The sequence below is a fragment of the Acholeplasma equirhinis genome (assembly GCF_017052655.1).
GTDB classification, from domain to species: Bacteria; Bacillota_I; Bacilli_A; order Acholeplasmatales; family Acholeplasmataceae; genus Acholeplasma; species Acholeplasma equirhinis.
In genome coordinates, this window is the sequence record NZ_JAFIDC010000001.1 from 843,824 (window position 1) to 862,407 (window position 18,584).

The 18,584-nt window shown below is 31.8% G+C and carries 16 protein-coding genes; 1 reads left to right on the forward strand and 15 read right to left on the reverse strand.

The window, feature by feature from the left end:
* Nucleotides 1-124: 124 nt before the first annotated feature.
* The 15 genes from JV173_RS03950 to JV173_RS04020 form a co-directional block, all read right to left on the reverse strand.
* Complete coding sequence (locus tag JV173_RS03950; RefSeq protein ID WP_205734992.1) at nt 125-925, reverse strand: ATP-binding protein; 801 nt, start codon at nt 923-925, stop codon at nt 125-127.
* 1 nt (nt 926) lies between these two features.
* Nucleotides 927-2,117, reverse strand: coding sequence for a DnaD domain protein (locus JV173_RS03955; RefSeq protein WP_205734993.1), 1,191 nt, complete (start codon nt 2,115-2,117; stop codon nt 927-929).
* A 13-nt stretch (nt 2,118-2,130) separates the two neighbouring features.
* A complete protein-coding gene (mutM, locus tag JV173_RS03960; RefSeq protein WP_205734994.1) occupies nt 2,131-3,495 on the reverse strand; it encodes a DNA-formamidopyrimidine glycosylase in 1,365 nt (454 codons plus the stop codon).
* Between the two features lie 8 nt (nt 3,496-3,503).
* Nucleotides 3,504-6,143 (reverse strand): DNA polymerase I, encoded by a 2,640-nt coding sequence (gene polA, locus JV173_RS03965; RefSeq protein WP_205734995.1) that lies wholly within the window; start codon nt 6,141-6,143, stop codon nt 3,504-3,506.
* A gap of 110 nt (nt 6,144-6,253) precedes the next feature.
* A complete protein-coding gene (ffh, locus tag JV173_RS03970) occupies nt 6,254-7,657 on the reverse strand; it encodes a signal recognition particle protein (protein ID WP_205734996.1) in 1,404 nt (467 codons plus the stop codon).
* Nucleotides 7,657-7,971 carry a YlxM family DNA-binding protein gene (gene ylxM, locus JV173_RS03975; protein WP_205734997.1) on the reverse strand — a complete coding sequence of 105 codons (315 nt, stop codon included), beginning with the start codon at nt 7,969-7,971 and terminating at the stop codon, nt 7,657-7,659. The genes ffh and ylxM overlap by 1 nt, the downstream gene beginning before the upstream one ends.
* Nucleotides 7,971-8,927 (reverse strand): signal recognition particle-docking protein FtsY, encoded by a 957-nt coding sequence (ftsY, locus tag JV173_RS03980; protein WP_205734998.1) that lies wholly within the window; start codon nt 8,925-8,927, stop codon nt 7,971-7,973. The genes ylxM and ftsY overlap by 1 nt, the downstream gene beginning before the upstream one ends.
* 104 nt (nt 8,928-9,031) lie before the next feature.
* A complete protein-coding gene (tpx, locus tag JV173_RS03985) occupies nt 9,032-9,526 on the reverse strand; it encodes a thiol peroxidase (protein WP_240453010.1) in 495 nt (164 codons plus the stop codon).
* Nucleotides 9,527-9,593: 67 nt separating this feature from the next.
* Entirely contained in the window at nt 9,594-10,364 is a 771-nt protein-coding gene (locus JV173_RS03990) for a hypothetical protein (RefSeq protein WP_205735000.1), read from the reverse strand.
* On the reverse strand, nt 10,345-11,052 hold the full coding sequence (locus JV173_RS03995; RefSeq protein ID WP_240453011.1) for an ABC transporter ATP-binding protein: 708 nt from the start codon (nt 11,050-11,052) through the stop codon (nt 10,345-10,347). The genes JV173_RS03990 and JV173_RS03995 overlap by 20 nt, the downstream gene beginning before the upstream one ends.
* A 272-nt stretch (nt 11,053-11,324) precedes the next feature.
* Complete coding sequence (gene topA, locus JV173_RS04000; protein ID WP_205735001.1) at nt 11,325-13,112, reverse strand: type I DNA topoisomerase; 1,788 nt, start codon at nt 13,110-13,112, stop codon at nt 11,325-11,327.
* A gap of 178 nt (nt 13,113-13,290) precedes the next feature.
* Nucleotides 13,291-13,902, reverse strand: coding sequence for a ribonuclease HII (gene rnhB / locus JV173_RS04005; RefSeq protein ID WP_205735445.1), 612 nt, complete (start codon nt 13,900-13,902; stop codon nt 13,291-13,293).
* Entirely contained in the window at nt 13,886-14,743 is an 858-nt protein-coding gene (ylqF, locus tag JV173_RS04010) for a ribosome biogenesis GTPase YlqF (protein ID WP_240453012.1), read from the reverse strand. The genes rnhB and ylqF overlap by 17 nt, the downstream gene beginning before the upstream one ends.
* Nucleotides 14,740-16,842, reverse strand: coding sequence for a DNA translocase FtsK (locus JV173_RS04015; RefSeq protein ID WP_205735002.1), 2,103 nt, complete (start codon nt 16,840-16,842; stop codon nt 14,740-14,742). The genes ylqF and JV173_RS04015 overlap by 4 nt, the downstream gene beginning before the upstream one ends.
* Nucleotides 16,823-17,608 carry a 6TM ABC transporter family protein gene (locus tag JV173_RS04020; protein WP_205735003.1) on the reverse strand — a complete coding sequence of 262 codons (786 nt, stop codon included), beginning with the start codon at nt 17,606-17,608 and terminating at the stop codon, nt 16,823-16,825. Before JV173_RS04020 ends, JV173_RS04015 begins: the two co-directional genes overlap by 20 nt.
* A gap of 126 nt (nt 17,609-17,734) precedes the next feature.
* Between JV173_RS04020 and JV173_RS04025 the strand changes: the two genes are divergently transcribed.
* Nucleotides 17,735-18,547 (forward strand): HAD family hydrolase, encoded by an 813-nt coding sequence (locus tag JV173_RS04025; RefSeq protein ID WP_205735004.1) that lies wholly within the window; start codon nt 17,735-17,737, stop codon nt 18,545-18,547.
* Nucleotides 18,548-18,584 lie beyond the last annotated feature (37 nt).

The window sequence follows — 18,584 nt, forward strand, 5'->3', positions numbered from 1 at the left end:
TCAGCTCCGAGGTGGTAACTTAATTCTTTTTTGTAGGCTTTCACCGTTCCTACATCGCTAGGTGCGAATTAAATCGTGTCCTCTTCAACGCTACTTTAATATTTTACTCGTTTTTCTATAGAAATCAATCATTTTTGAACCTTTTGTCAAATTTAAGTGTTTTTGTTAAAGTTTGAATTCTCTTAATAATTCTTGCACTTTGAATCGTCATATCTTCATTATTGAGTTGCATCATTTGTGCAAGTTGTTTTAAGTCATAATTTGATGAAACAAAAACAGTTAATTCAGCACTTAATCTGTAATGAAGTACAGGTAATAAAACTTCATCTCTAAACCATTGCGTGATATTTTCTCCACCTAAATCATCTAGAATTAAAACATCACAACGCTTAAGTAAATTTAACTTCTTTTCTAAATCTGGTGTACCCATAGATGCTTTAAGACTTCTTGTTAAATCCGGTACAAACGTATATACAACATTTACAAATCTTTTGGTTAATTCTTTAGCAAGCCCTTGTAAAAAGTAACTTTTACCAGTGCCATAAGGGCCATATAAATATAAACCTCTTTGAAATTTTTTAGGTTCTTTTAAAAATTCATCCACAAATTTCATTGCTTTTTCATGTTGTTCATCATCAACAATAAAATCATTTAAATTTGCATCTGCAATATAGGTATCTGATTCAAAGACTTCTAAGTTTGCTTTAAGTTTGTTTGTTACTTCTTCATTAAGTTTTTCTTTTGTTGGAACATATGCAATATGTAAATAAGGTTTTAAAACTAGTTTTGGAATAAAACCTTTTAAGGTATTGTTTTGTTTTTGTAAGATATATTGATACGCAATTAAAAGATCAGACTCATTTAAATTTAAGTCTTTAGTTTCGGGGTCGCTTTGAACGATTAATTTAACTTCAGTTAAGTCCATATTAAAGCTCCTCTTCTAAATTGTCTAACTCTCTTAAGTATGCCTCTACCCATTCAGGGTTATTGTTTTGTTTCTTACCATTATATGGTTTACCGGTTGCTTGTTCATTATTTAATATTTCATTATATGCATCTTCAGTTGTTTTAATACCTTTGGTCATCCATGTTTCTAAGACTTTTTCAAGATAATTAATATGTGGTAAATCACCATTCTTACGTTTTAAGATATGTAAAAGTAAGGCGTTAATGACCCCAATTTCAACCTGCTTTCTTTCCATTAACTGCATCACAGTATCAGTTGCCATTAATTGGTAATCATTCTTAACATAGTTTTCGATGATTCTAACAGGTGAAACAGTTTTAAGATAATGAATTTGATTGCCATTTCCGTTAATCTCTTGTTTTGTTGCAACAACTGGAATATCTTTTTTCTTATTGGAATAGAATAGTTGCGCATTAAATGAGAGTCGTCCTAAATCAATTAAACCATCTTTTTCAGCTGTCTGTGTATAAACTTCAACCATATCATCAATAGATAACTGATAAACAAAGACAAGTTTTTGAACTGTTTCTTGTGTCTTGTTCGATGTTAAAATTGGTTTCTTTAAGCGTTCTGGAAGTTTAGATACAAAGGTATCATAGTTGATTTGTTCTGCAATTTTCACACCAACATTGTTACGTTTACCAAGATACATTGAAGTATCTTCATAATCATTACTTGCAACAAAATTAAATACATCATCAAAGTTTTTAGTAATTTCTTCGAAATTATCTAAACTCATTTTTTCTACTTTAAAGATAGCTTGCAGTTGGTCAAAGACTTTATTACCAAGTTCAGTTGCTAGAAATTGTCCTAAGACTGTATCTTTGAAAAAACCTCTAGGGGAAAGTGGAGTTTTCAATTGATAGACAAAGTGTTCTTGATCTTGATAAGTTGAAAGTAAATTCAGTGCTTCAAGACGATCTTTTGCATCTTTTAATTTATCGTATTTTTCATTTAATAAATCCGATAAAAACTGATGTGTGAAGACTTCACTACGATAATTCTTTTGGTTTAAAAGATGATAAAAAGTATGATATAGCGAAAATGCTAATGTACCCATTAATGGTTGATATAACAATCCTAAAACCTTCCATTCATCAGAAGATAATGCGGATTGTGACATAATTGTAAATGTTTGTCTTGCTTTCATACTTTTCCCCTTTTTAAAAATTCATTAGACAATCGTCAATTTGTTGATAGAGTGATTTTAATGTGCCATTATTCTTAATGACATAATCGGAAAGTTTTTCTTTTTTAGTTAAACTTATTTGAGATTTGATGGAAATTATTGCATCTTCTTCTGATACATGATCTCTTGCCATAAGTCTTTCAATTTGTAGCTTTTTGGTTGTTGTAACCATAAATGAAACATCATATCCTTGATAACCCGTTTCAAATAAGAGTGGAATATCTAGGAAGATAAGATGATCAAAGTTTTCTTTTTTAAATGTTTCAATCATCTCAAACACTTTTGGATGAATCATTTTTTCTAACATTTTACGTTTTGATTTATTTTCAAATATTAGATTTCTTAAAAGAGCCTTATTTAGTGTACCATCTTCATTCAAAGTATTAAACTTTTTACCAACCATTTTTGAAAATTTCGGATCTTGATAGAGTGTTTTAACTGTTTGATCACTATCAAAGACTTTAAATCCTTTTTTAAGTAAGTATTTAGTAGCTTCACTCTTACCAGTTGCAATACCACCAGTAATTGCGATCACTTTAGATTTTTGACATGTAGGGCAATAATATGTACCTCTACCTTTTAACATAACCTTTTCAATCGGTGTACCACATCTTTGACAAGGTTCACCTTTTTTTCCATGCACCATAAGATGTTCTTGGAAACTACCTTTATGACCTAAAGTCTCAAAGGTATCAATTGTTGACCCACCAAGTAAGACCGCTTGATCCATGACTTCTTTTGTTATCTTTAGAATCTCATCGATTTCTCTCTGGTCAAGAAGGAATCCTCTCTTGGATGGATGAATTTTTGCACGATATAATATTTCATTGGCATAGATATTACCAATACCACCAATAATTTGTTGATCAAGTAGTATTTCTTTAATTGTTTTTTGACTCTTTTGAATACTTGTAACAATATCATTTAATTCTAATTGATTTGGATCTTTAGCGAGTTTTTTATGTCTGAAGAAACTTTCTTCTTCATTTATATCAATCAATTCGAATCGACCAAACTTTCTGGTGTCATGATAGGAAAGTACTGTGCCATCTGTAAAATAGAATTCAACATGTGTATGTTTTGGATTTCTTGCCTCATTCAGCATGTACTTTCCTTCCATACGGAGGTGTGAAATGAGTTTATATTGATCTAAATTAAAGATTAAGTATTTTGCACGACGAGAGATTGAATGAATGGTTTGATTTTGTAGTTTTTCTTCAAACGCAAAATCATTAGAGACAATTGGGCGATAGTAAACGACCACTTTATCAATGGTCTTTTTACCGACTTTCTCTTCTAATATTTTTCGGTTTGTTTCAACCTCAGGTAACTCTGGCATAAATCCCCCTACTTCAATTCGTACCAAGTTTTACCAGTATCACATGAAGTTGATAATTCCACGTTAAGTGGGAATGCTGTCTTCATGATTTCTGGTACCTTTTTTTCCATTTCTTCTAATTCTTCTGGAACAACATCAAGAATCAATTCATCGTGTACTTGAAGAATTAATTTTGATTTTTTCTTATTTTTAACTAGATATTCGTGAAGTTTTATCATGGCAACTTTAATAATATCCGCAGCAGAACCTTGGATTGGTGCATTTAAACTTGTTCGCTTACCGAACTCACGCACTGCATAGACTTTACTTTCAAGTTCTGGAATATAACGACGACGTTTCATAATCGTTTCTACATATCCGTGTGATTTCGCAAATTCTACGATATCTTTCATATACTTTTTAATTTCAGGATATACTTCTAAATATTTTTCAATAAATTTTTCTGCTTCACTCACTGTGACATTAATATCTTGAGATAAACTCCAAGAACCAATTCCGTAAATAATACCGAAGTTTACAGCTTTTGCACGACGACGTTGTTCACTATCGACTGTTTCAACATGGAATACTTTTTGAGCAGTTGATGTGTGAATATCAAGTCCTGTTTCAAATGCATGCTTTAATTCCTTAACATCAGCCATATCTGCAAGGACACGCAGTTCAATTTGAGAATAGTCCGCACCAACTAAGTAATTTTTATCACTTGGTACAAACAGTTTTCTAATTTGACGTCCTTCTTCTGTACGAATTGGGATGTTTTGAAGATTTGGCTCAAGAGATGATAATCTTCCAGTTAAAGTTAAAGCTTGATTAAAGATTGTATGTACTTTTCCGTCTGGGAAAATTGAATCTTTAATACCAATTAAATATGTTGAATAAAGTTTTGTTAATTGTCTATATTGTAGAACTTTATCGACAACAGGATGTTTATCTGCAAGATCATTTAAAACCTCTGCATCGGTTGAATAACCTGTTTTTGTCTTCTTACCATTTGGTAGTCCAAGTGTTTCAAATAAGACATCACCTAATTGTTTTGGTGAATCCACATTAAAATCAACACCTGCAAGTTCAATAATCTCACGTCTTAAATTATCAATTCGCTCTTCTAAGTTCTTCGTTTGCGTTTTAAGCTCATTTTGATCGACATAGACACCTTGGAACTCCATATCTGCAATGACATCAGATAATGGAATTTCAACCTCATTTAAAAGATGTAATTGCTCACGCTCTTTAATCGTCACAAGTGTCTTATCTTTTAATTCATAAATAATTGATGCTTTTTTAGCAATATGACTTTGATAAAGTGCTTTATCTTCAGGTAACCCTTTTTTCGCACCCTTACCATAGATTTCTTCATCATATGATAAATGGTTGATTTCAAAACTTTGTGCAATTGCAGTAAAGTCTTCTTTACCAATTGAAGATTTAATAATATATGCAGCTAGTAATAAATCATATGTGACAGCATTAAGTTCAAGACCTTGCCACATTAAAAATACCTTTTGTGCTTTATAGTCATAAGCATATTTTTCAAATTGAGAATTTTTCAAATAGTCTTTTAATGCATCACTTTGTAAAAGTGTTTCTTTTGAAACATAATAATGGTCCTTACCATTAGAAATTCCAATACCCCAAAGTTCAGCTTTATGATAATTAAATTCTGAGAATTCAAAATGTATGGCTAGGTTTTCTTTTAAAATTAATTTTAAATCAGATTCTTCAGTTAATTCTTTAAAGTTAAATTCACTTGATTGATCAACAGTAAAGAGTGTATCTTTCTTTCTAAATCCAATAACCAGTTGTTTAAGTTCCAGACGTTTATAAAAGTTAACTAGGCTTTCTTCATCGACGGGTTGAATCTCAATATCTTCAACTACAAATGGTAGTGGTGTTTTACAGTCAATTGTTGAAAGTTCTTTTGAGAATAAAGCTTGTTCATGATAGGTTCGAATGTTTTCTCCAAGTTTACCCTTGATTTCATCTTTTTTAGCAATCATGTTTTCAAGTGTGCCATATGTTTGTAAAAGTGAAACAGCCGTCTTTTCTCCAACACCAGGTACACCAGGAATATTATCTGATGCATCACCCATTAATGCTTTTAAATCTACAAACTGTTCATGGGTTAAACCATAACGTTCAAAGAGTGCAGCAGGTGTATAGTGATCAACAACTTTCATACCACTTTTTAGCATATGTACTGTGATTTTATCACTCACAAGTTGTAAAAGGTCTCTATCAGATGAATAGACATCAACTAAATAACCTTTAGATTCTGCTTCTTTAGCTAAAGTACCAATGATATCATCTGCTTCATATCCTTCATAACTAAACTCTTTAATCCCTAAATATTTAATCAGTTCATGAATGAGTGGAATTTGTTGAACAAGTTCCTCAGGCATCTCTTTTCTACCTGCTTTATAGTTCTCATAAGCTAAGTGTCTTTTGGTTGGTTTTCCAGTGTCAAAAGCAATTAACATGTGGCTATCTGCAAGTTCAATTATTTTATCCAGCATATTACTAAATGCAAAAACTGCATTCGTATAAATGCCTGTTGATGTTTGAAGTATCTTAGCCCCCGGATATGCTGTTGCATAATATGCTCTAAATAGAAGTGAGTTTCCATCTACTAAAGTTAATCTTTTCATCATTTCCACCCTTCTTTAGTAAGTATTTTAACATACTAAAATTATAAATTTTTCCACAATATTTGTGGATAAAATGAAAGGTAATTCCATTGCTGAAACTACCCTTAATTTAATTAGAATCTAAAGCCGCCTCTATTTTTACCTTTACCCTTCTTAACTTTAGGTTGGGCAATTGGCATGGCTGACGGATTTTTCGCCATTCTTTCCATTTGTTTTTCGTCCAAATTAGACATTTGTTTCATCATTTGTTTTTGTTGTTCTAGTGATTGACGGAGTCTGTTGACATCGGCAACTTGTACACCAGCACCTTTTGCAATACGTTCTCTTCTTCGAGAAGACGTGTCAATTAGTTTTGGATTTTTGCGTTCTTCTTCAGTCATTGATTGAATAATGACATTGATTCTGTCAAATTGTTTATCATCAACTTGACTTAATGCATCTTTCATTTTACCTAATCCTGGAATAAATCCGATGATTTTAGAGATTGAACCCATACGTTTAATCATCTTGAATTGTTTTTGTAAATCAAGATAATTATATGAATCACTCATCATCTTTTCCATCATTGACTTAGCTTCATCTTCATCGATATTAGATGTCACTTCTTCAATTAAGGTCATCATGTCACCCATACCAAGGATACGAGATGCCATACGTTCAGGATGGAATTGTTCTAATTGATCTAACTTTTCACCGTTAGAAGCAAACTTAATTGGAATTTGTGAGATTTCTCTAATCGAAAGTGCCGCACCACCACGTGTGTCACCATCCATTTTAGTTAAGATAACACCGGTTGCACCAACTTGATCATGGAATGATTTTGCAACGTTTGCTGCTTCTTGTCCCATCATCGCGTCAACTGTTAACAAGACTTCATTTGGGTTCGCTAACTTTTTAACATCGATTAACTCTTGCATCATGTCTTCATCAATAGTTAAACGACCAGCGGTATCGATAATGACAACATCATATTTGTTTGCTTTTGCGTATTCTAAGCCGTTTTTAACAATTTTACGGGCATCTTTAAGTCCTTCTTCATATACATGAATACCTAAAGATTTACCTAGCGTAACTAATTGATCAATTGCCGCAGGACGATAAACGTCAGCTGCAATAAACATCACGTTTTTCTTTTCTTTCTTGCGAATCCATAAACCGAGTTTACCAATCGCAGTTGTTTTACCAGAACCTTGAAGACCTATTGTCATAATGGTTGTCATACCATTATTTGCATAGATTAATCCTGCTGAGTCTTCACCCATGACACGTTTCAATTCATCATGTACGATTTTAACAACTTGTTGACCAGGATTTAAGCCTTGTAGTATTTTTTCTCCAAGTGCTTTTTCTTTTACATTCGCAGTAAATTGCTTAACAATTTTAAAGTTTACGTCAGCTTCTAAAAGAGAAAGTCTAACCTCTCTCATCATTTCTTCAATATCATTTTCAGTTAAACGTCCGCGTCCAGTTACTCGGCGGACAAACATTTGTAAGCGATCAGATAATGAATTTGGCATTATTCATCCAACTTTCTTAATTCTTCTAAATATTTTTTATCGTTTGTTTCATCAAACAAATCAAGTAATTCTTTTCTCTTCAAGGATAATTTTAATAATCCTAATTTCTCTTCGAAGTTTATTAAATGCTGTTCTGCAATTTTTAATTGGTCATGGATTGCATTTCTTGAGACATGGTATGTTTCTGCAATCTCAAAAAGCGTCAAATCCATATGATAATAGTCTACAAAATACTTTTGTTGTTTTTCAGTTAATAAACTACCATAATAACTAAATAATTGATTAAGATATTCGGTCTTCTCTAAATTTTCCATTAAAAGAATCCTTTAAATAAGTTATAAATATAGTTTTCAATATCAAATGGAACTAAATCATCAATCTTCTCACCAAGTCCAACATATTTAATTGGTAAGTTATATAGATGGCGAATTGCAAGTACAATACCACCTTTTGCAGTACCATCTAATTTCGTTAAAACAATCCCTGATAATTCAGTAACTTCATTAAAGATGTGTGCTTGATTCATACCATTTTGTCCAGTTGTTGCATCAATCACTAAAAGTGTTTCTTGCGGACTATCTGGTAATGTTTTAGAAATAACACGTTTCATTTTTGCAAGTTCATTCATTAAGTTAACTTTGTTTTGAAGACGACCAGCAGTGTCGACAAGTACTAAATCATAGTTTTCTTTAACTGCAATTGTTAATGCATCAAAAATAACACTTGACGGATCTGTACCTGCATCTTTAGCAAAAAATCCTACCCCTGCTCTGTTACTCCATTCACGAAGTTGTTCAATTGCACCTGCTCTAAAGGTGTCACCTGCAACCATCATGACTTTTTTACCTTCAGATTTATATTGTTTTGCAAGTTTACCAATTGTTGTTGTTTTACCAACACCATTGACACCAACAAATAAATAAACATTTGTTTTTCCATCATCAAAACGAAGTGTCGTATCAACAAATTCATCTTTTAAATAGATCTCAAATAATTTATCAACAATAATTTCTGAAAGTTGGTGTGGGTCTTCAATACCTTGTTTTTTAATTTCTTCTCTTAATGCATTTGTAAAGTATAATACTGTTTCAACACCAATATCAGCTGCAATTAAAAGGTCTTCTATTGAGTCAAATAGGTCTTCACTTATTGAGTCAGATTCATCAATTAATTTCTTTAAATTATCAAAAGAGGCTTTACTTTTATGTAAACCCATTTGATACTTATCATTTTTTGGTTTCTTTTTAAATAAGTTGGCAAAAAATCCCATGCATAATTCTCCTTTTTGCTTCTACTTATTATAACATAATAAAACGTATCTTCGAAGTTAAAAAGAAAAAGTTGGTTAGAAAATCTACCAACTTTTTATCATCATTATTTAACGTTTTTATCGATGAATTCAAAGAGATTATCGTAATTCGGATGTTGACTCATTTCATCTAAATATTCAACGTATATGACTTCTCTTTCTTTATTAAGTAAGAAGACTGCTCTTGCTAGTAATCTTAAGTCATCAATTAATAAACCGTATTTCAATCCAAACTCAACTGTTCTATAGTCAGATAGTGTTGTCATCGCAAGTCCTTCTTGACCACACCATCTCTTTTGTGCAAATGGTAAGTCAACTGAAATTGTAACAACATCAATTAACGGATTAGATGTTAATTTTTCATTGATTGTTCTGGTTTGTAAACTACATACTGAAGTATCAAGTGATGGTACTGAACTAATTAATACATATGGTTTTTTAAAATCAGATAATTGCATCCATTCTTGGGACTGTGTGATTGCTTTAAATTCTGGTGATTTGTCTCCTACTTTTAATGCTGTACCTAAAATTGTAATTGGTTTACCTTTCATTGTTTTCATAAAGGTTACCTCCTTCATAGTTTAATTATAGATTTTATACCTTAAGAATCAATCAATTATGCATTCATTAACCGTTCTTTAAATTAAGTTTTTTACTTATGTAAAACTTTGTTACAAAGAATGCTGCAATACCTAAACCAACTGTAAATATAAAATTTATAACAATAATTGGCAGCACAGCATCAACCACTAATGTTTGATCGTTTGAAAAAATATTTGGATTAATTAAATATGCAATACCTAAATTAATCATACTAAGTAATTGATTGATTGCATAATAAATCATAAAGAAAACAAATACATTTAACCATTCTTTTTGGTTAAAACTAAATTCATATGAGAGTGCTGCGTAAAATATCATCAGAGAAATCAAGGTAGAGCATAAAGCTACTAAAACACCATATACCATCATATTAAATGAACTTGGGTCTAAATCTTTCATCATCATTAAGTCATTCCAATTTAAGACACCAATTAAGAAAAACAACAATATTGCTAGTACTGCTGCAATTAAAACTGCAACAACACCAGCTAAATACTTAGCTAAGATAATATGTGTTTTACTGATAGGAAGTGTATGTGTAAAATAACCTTCATCTTTTAATACACTTAAATAAAATCTTCTTAAGACTAAGAAAAATGCATAAAATAGTGAAACAAGAATACCAACGATACTTAAAATAAAGGTTGTATTATAAATAAAATCAATACCGATATTTGAAGCTTTAACCTCTTTAAAAATAAAGGTTACAAGACTAAATAAAATTGACCCCGCTAAAATCCATTTTAATTGATCAAAGTAAAAGAAAAGGTCCCACTTAAATAGTTTTTTCATCATATTTAAAGACCTCCTTAAAGTATTCACCGAGTGTCATCTTGTACTTAGATCGTAACTTTTCACAATCATCATAGTCAATGACTTCACCTTTTCTTAAAAGGATTGCTTGATCTAAATTAGATTCAATGTCAGCAATTTGATGTGTTGAAAGGATAATTGTTGAACCTTCTTTACGATACTTCTTAATAATCTTCATAATGAAATCGCGACTTGCAGGATCCATACCATCAAGCGGTTCATCTAGAATATATAAATCAACTTTTCTTGCCATAACAAGTGCTAGATGGACTTTACCCTTTTGTCCTTTAGATAGACTATGCAATTTTCTATTTATTGGAATTTCAAATAAATTTAAAATGTGTTTTGCTTCTTCAATTTGAAAATCTGGGAAGAAATCTTGAAACATTTTTAAACTATCCGATACCTTTTGATTGTTATCTAAATAACTTCTTTCTGGTAAATAGGCTATATAGTTTTTTGTTTCTATTGATAAATTTTGATCATTAATTTTTAGAAATCCTGAAGTTGGTTGTATCAGATCATTGATGAGTTTGATGAAAGTTGTTTTACCACTTCCATTTGGCCCTAATAAACCAATGATTTTACCTTTAGGAATTTCAAGATTAACATTATTTAATACGATTGTATTACCGTACATTTTTGTTAATCCAATACTTTCTATTAGCATTTAACATCACCCCTATAAATGTTTTCTTAATTTCATTATAACCTAATATCAAATGTTTTTCTGATTAGATAAAAAAAATGGACCCCCTGACTAAAGGCCAGGAGGTCATAAAGGGGATTTGTGTACCTGTAGTACACTAATAGGGGATAAGTAGCACCCATTTGATTGGATGCACGGTTATTATATACCCTGTCTATACTTGAGTAAAGTTTAATACATTACTATGTAATTTTTTACAAATTTTTTTAGACTGTGTGTAATTTTTAACACGATTATTCTGGAATTTGTTCAATGTGACGGCATTTTGGATAACCTGAGCAACCGTAGAATTGACCATATTTTGATTTTCTTAAGACAAGTTGTTTACCACATAGTGGACAAACCTTTTCAACAGTTTGTGCTTTGACTTTTTCCATCTTTTCATTTGCTTCATCAAGTAGTGGTATAAAGCTGTCATAAAATGCTTTTAAGAGTTTTCTACCATCAACTTTACCTTCTGCAATTTGGTCAAGTCTTGATTCCATACGTGATGTGTATTCGACATCCATAATGTTTTTAAAGAATTTTTCAAGTTCTCTTGCAGTTAAACGACCTTGTTCTGTTGGTTTGAAACGACGTTCAACAACTTCAACATAATCGCGTGACTTCAGTGTTTCAATAATCGATGCATATGTAGATGGTCGACCGATTCCTTGTGCCTCTAACTCTTTAATTAAAGATGCTTCATTGTATCTTGTTGGAGGTTGTGTGAACTTTTGAATCGCTTCAACATTTAAAGCATCCAACGCTTCGCCTTCTTTCAACTTAGGTAACATCTTATCTTTTTGTTTATCTTGAGAAACTTTTAGATAACCATCAAAAACTAAGACCGCACCCTCAACTTCGTATAATGCACCACCTGCATTTAAAGTAATTGTTGTTTGTTCGAATGAAGCAGATGCCATTAAGGACGCCAATGCTCTTTCGTAAATCTTTTTATAGACTTTAAATTCATCTTTCGCAAGATAAGGTTCAATTGATTCCGGTGTTCTTCTAATATCAGTTGGACGAATCGCTTCATGTGCGTCTTGTGCAGAGTCATTTTTTCTTGTACGATAATGACCTAAATATTGTTTACCATATGTTTCTTCGATAAATTCATTGGTTGGTCTTACAAACTCTTGAGATAAACGATCTGAATCGGTTCTCATATAGGTAATTAAACCAGTGATTTCACCATTGATTTCTACACCTTCATAAAGCTTTTGAGCGATTTTCATCACTCTTGATGATGACATATAAAGGCTATTTACCGCTTCTTGTTGGAGTGTTGATGTAATAAATGGTGCTTTTGGATGACGCTTTGTCTCTTTAACTTCAACTTTTTGAACAGTAAATGGATTTTTAGATACTTTTAAGATTTCATCCGCTTGTTCTTTTGAGATTCTAGTATCTTTTGGAATTATATAATCTGCTTTAAAACCATCAAATTCAGCATGAATTGTGTAGTATTCTTCAGCAATGAAACTTTCGATTTCAGATTCTAAGTCACAAATCAATTTTAAAGCAACGCTTTGTACACGTCCAGCTGATTTAGATTTAATTTTATTTTGTAACAGTTTTGATAACTTAAATCCAATGATTCTATCTAAGATTCTTCTTGATTCTTGTGAATTCACTAAATCGGTATTAATCGGTCTTGGATGATTCATTGCTTCTAAGATTGCTGGTTTTGTAATTTCTCTAAAGATGATACGATTACTTTTTGTTAAGTCTAATTTTAAGACTTGTGCAAGATGCCACGCAATTGCTTCCCCTTCACGGTCAGGGTCAGTTGCAAGGAAGACTTCTGCATCTTTAGTTTTCTTTAATAGTTCTTTAACGAGTGCGTCTTTACCACGAATCGTCTTATAATTTGGTTCAAAGTTATTCTCAACATCGACACCAAGTCCATCTTTTCCACTAGTTGCTAGATCTCTAATATGCCCAACGGAAGATAGAACTGTTACTTGGTTTTTAAAATAACTTGCTATCGTCTTTGACTTGGCTGGCGATTCAACAATGATGACTTGTTTAGACATACTAAAAACCTCCCTTGTTTTCTTTTGTTTATACCTCATACATTATAACCGCTATTGAATCAATGTCAAGCGATTAAAATCTCATATTTTTCCTTCTATATAAATGTATTATATAGAAAGATTTTTATCAAAATTTCACACAATTTTTAAAAATAAAAACCATGTTGCCATGGTCTTCTCATTCTTGTTTCCTTATATATATAGATACAGGATTAAATGTTGTTCTGTGAATAGGTGAAACACCATTCTTTTCAAGTGCTTCTAAGTGTTTTTTTGTACCATATCCTTGATTATTTTTAAAATCATAATGTGGATATATTTCATCATACTTTTTCATGATTTCATCACGTGTAACTTTCGCAATGATCGATGCTGCTGCAATTGAGGTACTCTTTTGATCACCTTTCACAATAGCCTCATGTGGAAGGTCTGGCAGCTTCATAAAATCAGTGAGTATAAATTCTGGTTTTATTTTTAAATCTTTAATCGCTTTTAACATTGCAAGACGTGCTGCTTCTAAAATATTAATCTTGTCAATTTCTTTTTCAGAAACAATACCAACTCCGATAGCGAGTGCTTCTTTTTCAATTAAATCTTTTAAGGCTTCTCTTTTCTTTTTAGATAAAGCTTTTGAATCGAAAACCTCAGGATGATTAAAATCAGGTTTTAAAATAACTGCTGCAGCAACGACAGGTCCTGCAAGTGGTCCACGACCCGCTTCATCTACACCTGCGATTAATTTAATACCTTGTTGCCAATATTTTACTTCAAAATCAAAGTTTGCTTTCATCAAAAGACATTGCTCCTAATGCTTTACCTCTAATGTCGGTTAAAACAATTTGATAGATTCTATCATAATCAAGCTCTCCACCTTTAACATAAGCTTTTCTGAAATGTCCAATTTGATCTAGAATTTCATGGTCTGTTAAAGTTTCTGGATTTTTAATTTCATATCTTTCTGTTAGTCTTCTTGAATAATGATCTCTAATATAGTTTAGTGCATATAAAACAACTTTATCAATAGGTAAAGTGTCATCTTTAATTGCACCAGTTACAGATAATGAATAACCGACTCGTTCTTCATCAAATTTAGGCCATAAGACCCCTGGTGTATCAAGCAGTTCAAATTCAGGATTAATCTTAATCCATTGTTGAGCTTTAGTCACACCTGGTTTGTTACCTGTGACTGTAACTTTCTTTTGCACCATTTTATTGATTAAGGTAGATTTTCCGACGTTTGGAATACCTAAAATCATACCACGGACGACTTTGAACTTCATGCCTTTTTTTAGTGCACGTTCAATTTTCTCTTTAAGAATTTCTTTTGAGACTGAATAAATTCTATCTACATTAAAACCTGTTTGACTATTAATAGGTAATGTATAGAACCCCATATCTTCATAATACTTTTGCCATGCTGCTAAATTCTTACGGTCACAAAGGTCCATCTTATTAAAGAGTAAAAGCGTTGGTTTCTCACCAACGATTTTCAATATTTCTGGGTTCATACTTGAATATGGAATACGTGCATCAAGTAAAACATACACAATATCCATAAGACTTATTCTTTCTTTGATTTCCCTCAAGGACTTAAACATATGTCCAGGAAACCATTGAATTTGTTTCATCATATAATGCCTGCTTCTTTTAAGATTTTTTCTAACTCATCAAAATCCACTAAAACTTCTCTTGCTTTAGTGCCTTGTGTTGGTGAGACAATTTGGTATGTTTCCAATAGGGATACAATCTTTTGAGCTCGGTTAAACCCAATCTCAAATTGTTTTTGAATGTTATTTATTGAACAATTACCTTCTCTTACAACAAAATATGCAATATCAGCGAATAAATCATCATTAATGATTTCCTTAGCTGTTACTTTCACTCTTAAATCTTCATGACGAAGAATATAGTTTGCTTGAGATTGTGCTTTGATATAATCAATAACTTGGTCAATTTCATTATTTGAAATAAATGCACCTTGAAGACGAATTGGACGTTCAGTTTCTTTTAATAACATGTCACCACGTCCAAGTAGTTGTTCTGCACCGGCACCATCAAGAATTGTAGTTGAGTCAGTAAATGATGAGACACGGAATGCAATACGTGTTGGAATATTTGATTTAATTGTACCTCTAATAACATCCACCGTTGGACGTTGGGTTGCAACAAGTAAGTGAATACCAGCAGCACGTGCTTTTTGAGTAATTCTTTGAATCGCATCTTCAACATCATGTGCTGCAACCATCATAAGGTCTGCAAGTTCATCAATTACGATAACAATTAAAGGCATTTTTTCATCATCAACAAAACCTTTTTTAATGTTTTCGTTGTATGACTTGATATCACGGCTTCTTGAATCAGCAAACTTCTTATAACGATTTTCCATTTCGTCAACTACCCAATTAAGTGCTGTTGCTGCCATCTTTGGATCTGTAATGACTGGAGTAATTAAATGTGGTAAATCATTATATGGTGTTAATTCAACCATCTTAGGGTCAATTAAAATTAATTTTAAATCTTCCGGCTTATTCTTTAATAATAAGGATACTAAAATTGTGTTGACACAAACAGATTTACCAGACCCTGTACCACCTGCGATTAATCCATGTGGCATTTTCGCAATATCAACATAAATGTTTGTACCATCGATATCTTCACCAAGTGCAACCTTTAAAGGATGTTCATGGTCATTTAAGAATTCTTCTCTATCAACTACATTACCAAATGAAACGATATCTGCAACTTGGTTAGGTACTTCAATACCAACAAAAGGTTTACCTGGAATTGGTGCTTCAATACGCAGAGTTTTAGCAGCTAAATTCATCATGATATTATCTTGAATTGCAGTGACTCTTTTAACTGGTACCCCAGGTTCAAGAGAAATTTCATAGCGGGTAACTGTTGGACCTTTTTTAGAACCAGCAACTTCACCATCAACTGCATGATCATTTAACGTACGATTAATAATATCAATTTGATCTAAAAGCCATTGCGGCTTTTCATCTGAATTACGTGTTGTTTTTTTAAAGATTGAAAGTGGTGGGTATTGGTAATTTCTTGTAGTTAAGTTAGATGCTGATGATGCATATGGCTTCGTCTTAACTTCTCTTGGTGCTGATTTCATTGGAACAGATTCAAAAGGTACTTCAATATCTTCATCCTTATCCATACCAAAAGATGATTTTACCTTAATTTCTTTGTCATCTCTTTTATGTGTTTCAATTTGAAGATCTTCATCTTCAGCATCCATTTCAATTGAACGAGTTTTCATCCAAGGTGGTAAAACCCTAGCTTGTTCAATAACTGGTTTTGGTTGGAATTCCATTTCATCAGCTTCTTCAACAATTGGTTCAATTTTCTTTGGTTCTTCAACAGGTGCTTCATATTTTGTTTCTGATTTTTGGTAAGTATCTACACCAAAAACTTGTTTTCTAGTTTCTTTGGAAATAACTTGATCTGTGAACTCATAGTATTTAGTTCCAGTTTTCTTTTCAATTGCATCTTGATCCATTTGAGGTTTTGTTCTAAATGCATCATACTTTTTAACTTTATCCCCAATAACATGGACTGCGAAAGGTACCGATATTTCATCTTTAACATCCGAACCAAAAAGTGGAGAAACAAAGCGTTCTTTCACATACTTATGCGCACCTCTAATACCATCAATTTTCGGTATTTGAGGAATCGTGAATACTTCTTTAATTTGATCTTTATTTTTCAACTTCTTCAAGCTTAGTATCCCCTTTCGCCATTTTTACAATTTCTTCATAAATTGAATCTATGCCAGAATCAATCTCTTTATCTTCATTAAATACTTTCTTAGAATAAATACGATATGTTTCTTCACCAGTAAGTGAAATAATAACTAAACCAAGTTTAATCATAATCGCATTCGTAATTTTATCAAGCACTAAAACACGCATCCAGTAAATTGGATTAATTGGATTTAACGCAACCCCAACCTTTTTCAACCATTCGCCAATTTTAAATTTATTTGCTTGCTTAACAAGTAAGTTATTATCAAACTTAACTTTAGCATCATTTAAGGTAATTAATCGTCTTAAGGTAATCCCTTTAAACATTTTTAAAATACCTTTGTTTAAAAGTGATTCAAACCGTGTAGAGACATATTTTAATAAGATTAAAGATTCATCCAGTGTTAATTCTAAATAAGGATATTTAGATTTTGGATAGAACTTAGTCGCAATATCATTTGATAAATCAAGTGAAATATTTAAAAGATGTTGTCCATAACCAACCGCATCACGCTTTTCTTTATCTTTAAAAAGTTTGTGGGCATCATCAATTAACCATTTAATTTCTTTTTCATCGATATCTTCAACATCGACATTTCTTCTTCTAATCCCTTTATTTAAAGAAGAAAGTACAGCAACCAAATACCATAGTGCCATGAGAATAAATCCAAAAATCGCTCCGGTAAAGAACGTAATGATTAAACCTAAATCAATTGTAAATGGTCCTATGTTAAATGTCATTGAAAAAGAAAACCTCACTCCATAAAATAATTATACAATAATTATGAACTTTTTTTATCCCATTCGAACTTGTTAATTAAGTTTAGATATGGGATAATGATTTTGGCAAGGGAGGATATGCACATAATGGAAAGACATTTAATTGCTTTAGACTTAGATGGTACATTACTTGATAACAATCAACAAATTTCAGAATTTACCAAAGAGACATTAAGAAAAGTTCAAGATTTAGGACATTTAGTTGTCATAGCTACAGGTCGTCCTTACCATGCATCTATAGACTACTTCTATGAAGTCGGTATGACTGGTCCACTAATCACCGATAATGGTGGCAACATTAGAGAACCGCTTAATCCTGATTTTCAAATTGTGATTGATGGTATTCCAACTTGGGTTGCTCATCAAATCTTTGTATATTCTAAACCTTATTTAGAATCAGCATTCTATTCTTATGGTGATCATGTCTATTCATACAAGTATTTAGACCGATTACATAGTATTTTTATGGGTAGTCAAAAAGCTAAAATTGTACACTGCGACTTTTTAGAATATAACCATACACCAACCGGAATGATTTATTTAATTGATAAATCATTCAAACAAAGTTTTGAAAATCACTTAATTAATGATTTTGGTGATTATGTAAACTTCCGTTTATGGGGTGAAGATACAAAACATGGTATCTATGAAATCTATAAACGTGGTTCTTCTAAATTATCAGGTATTCGTTGGGTACAACGACATAATCAAATTAAAGACGAAAACGTTATGGCATTTGGTGATGGATTAAATGATATTGAAATGCTACAAGGTGTTGCACAAGGTTATGCGATGCCAAATGGTGAATTAGAAGCAAAACATGCAGCAAAAGCAGTAATTGAATTTACAAATCAAGAAGATGGCGTTGCAAAATTCTTGAAAAATTACTTTAAGATTTAGTCAAAATAAAAGACCCAGTGGGTCTTTTTTTATAAAT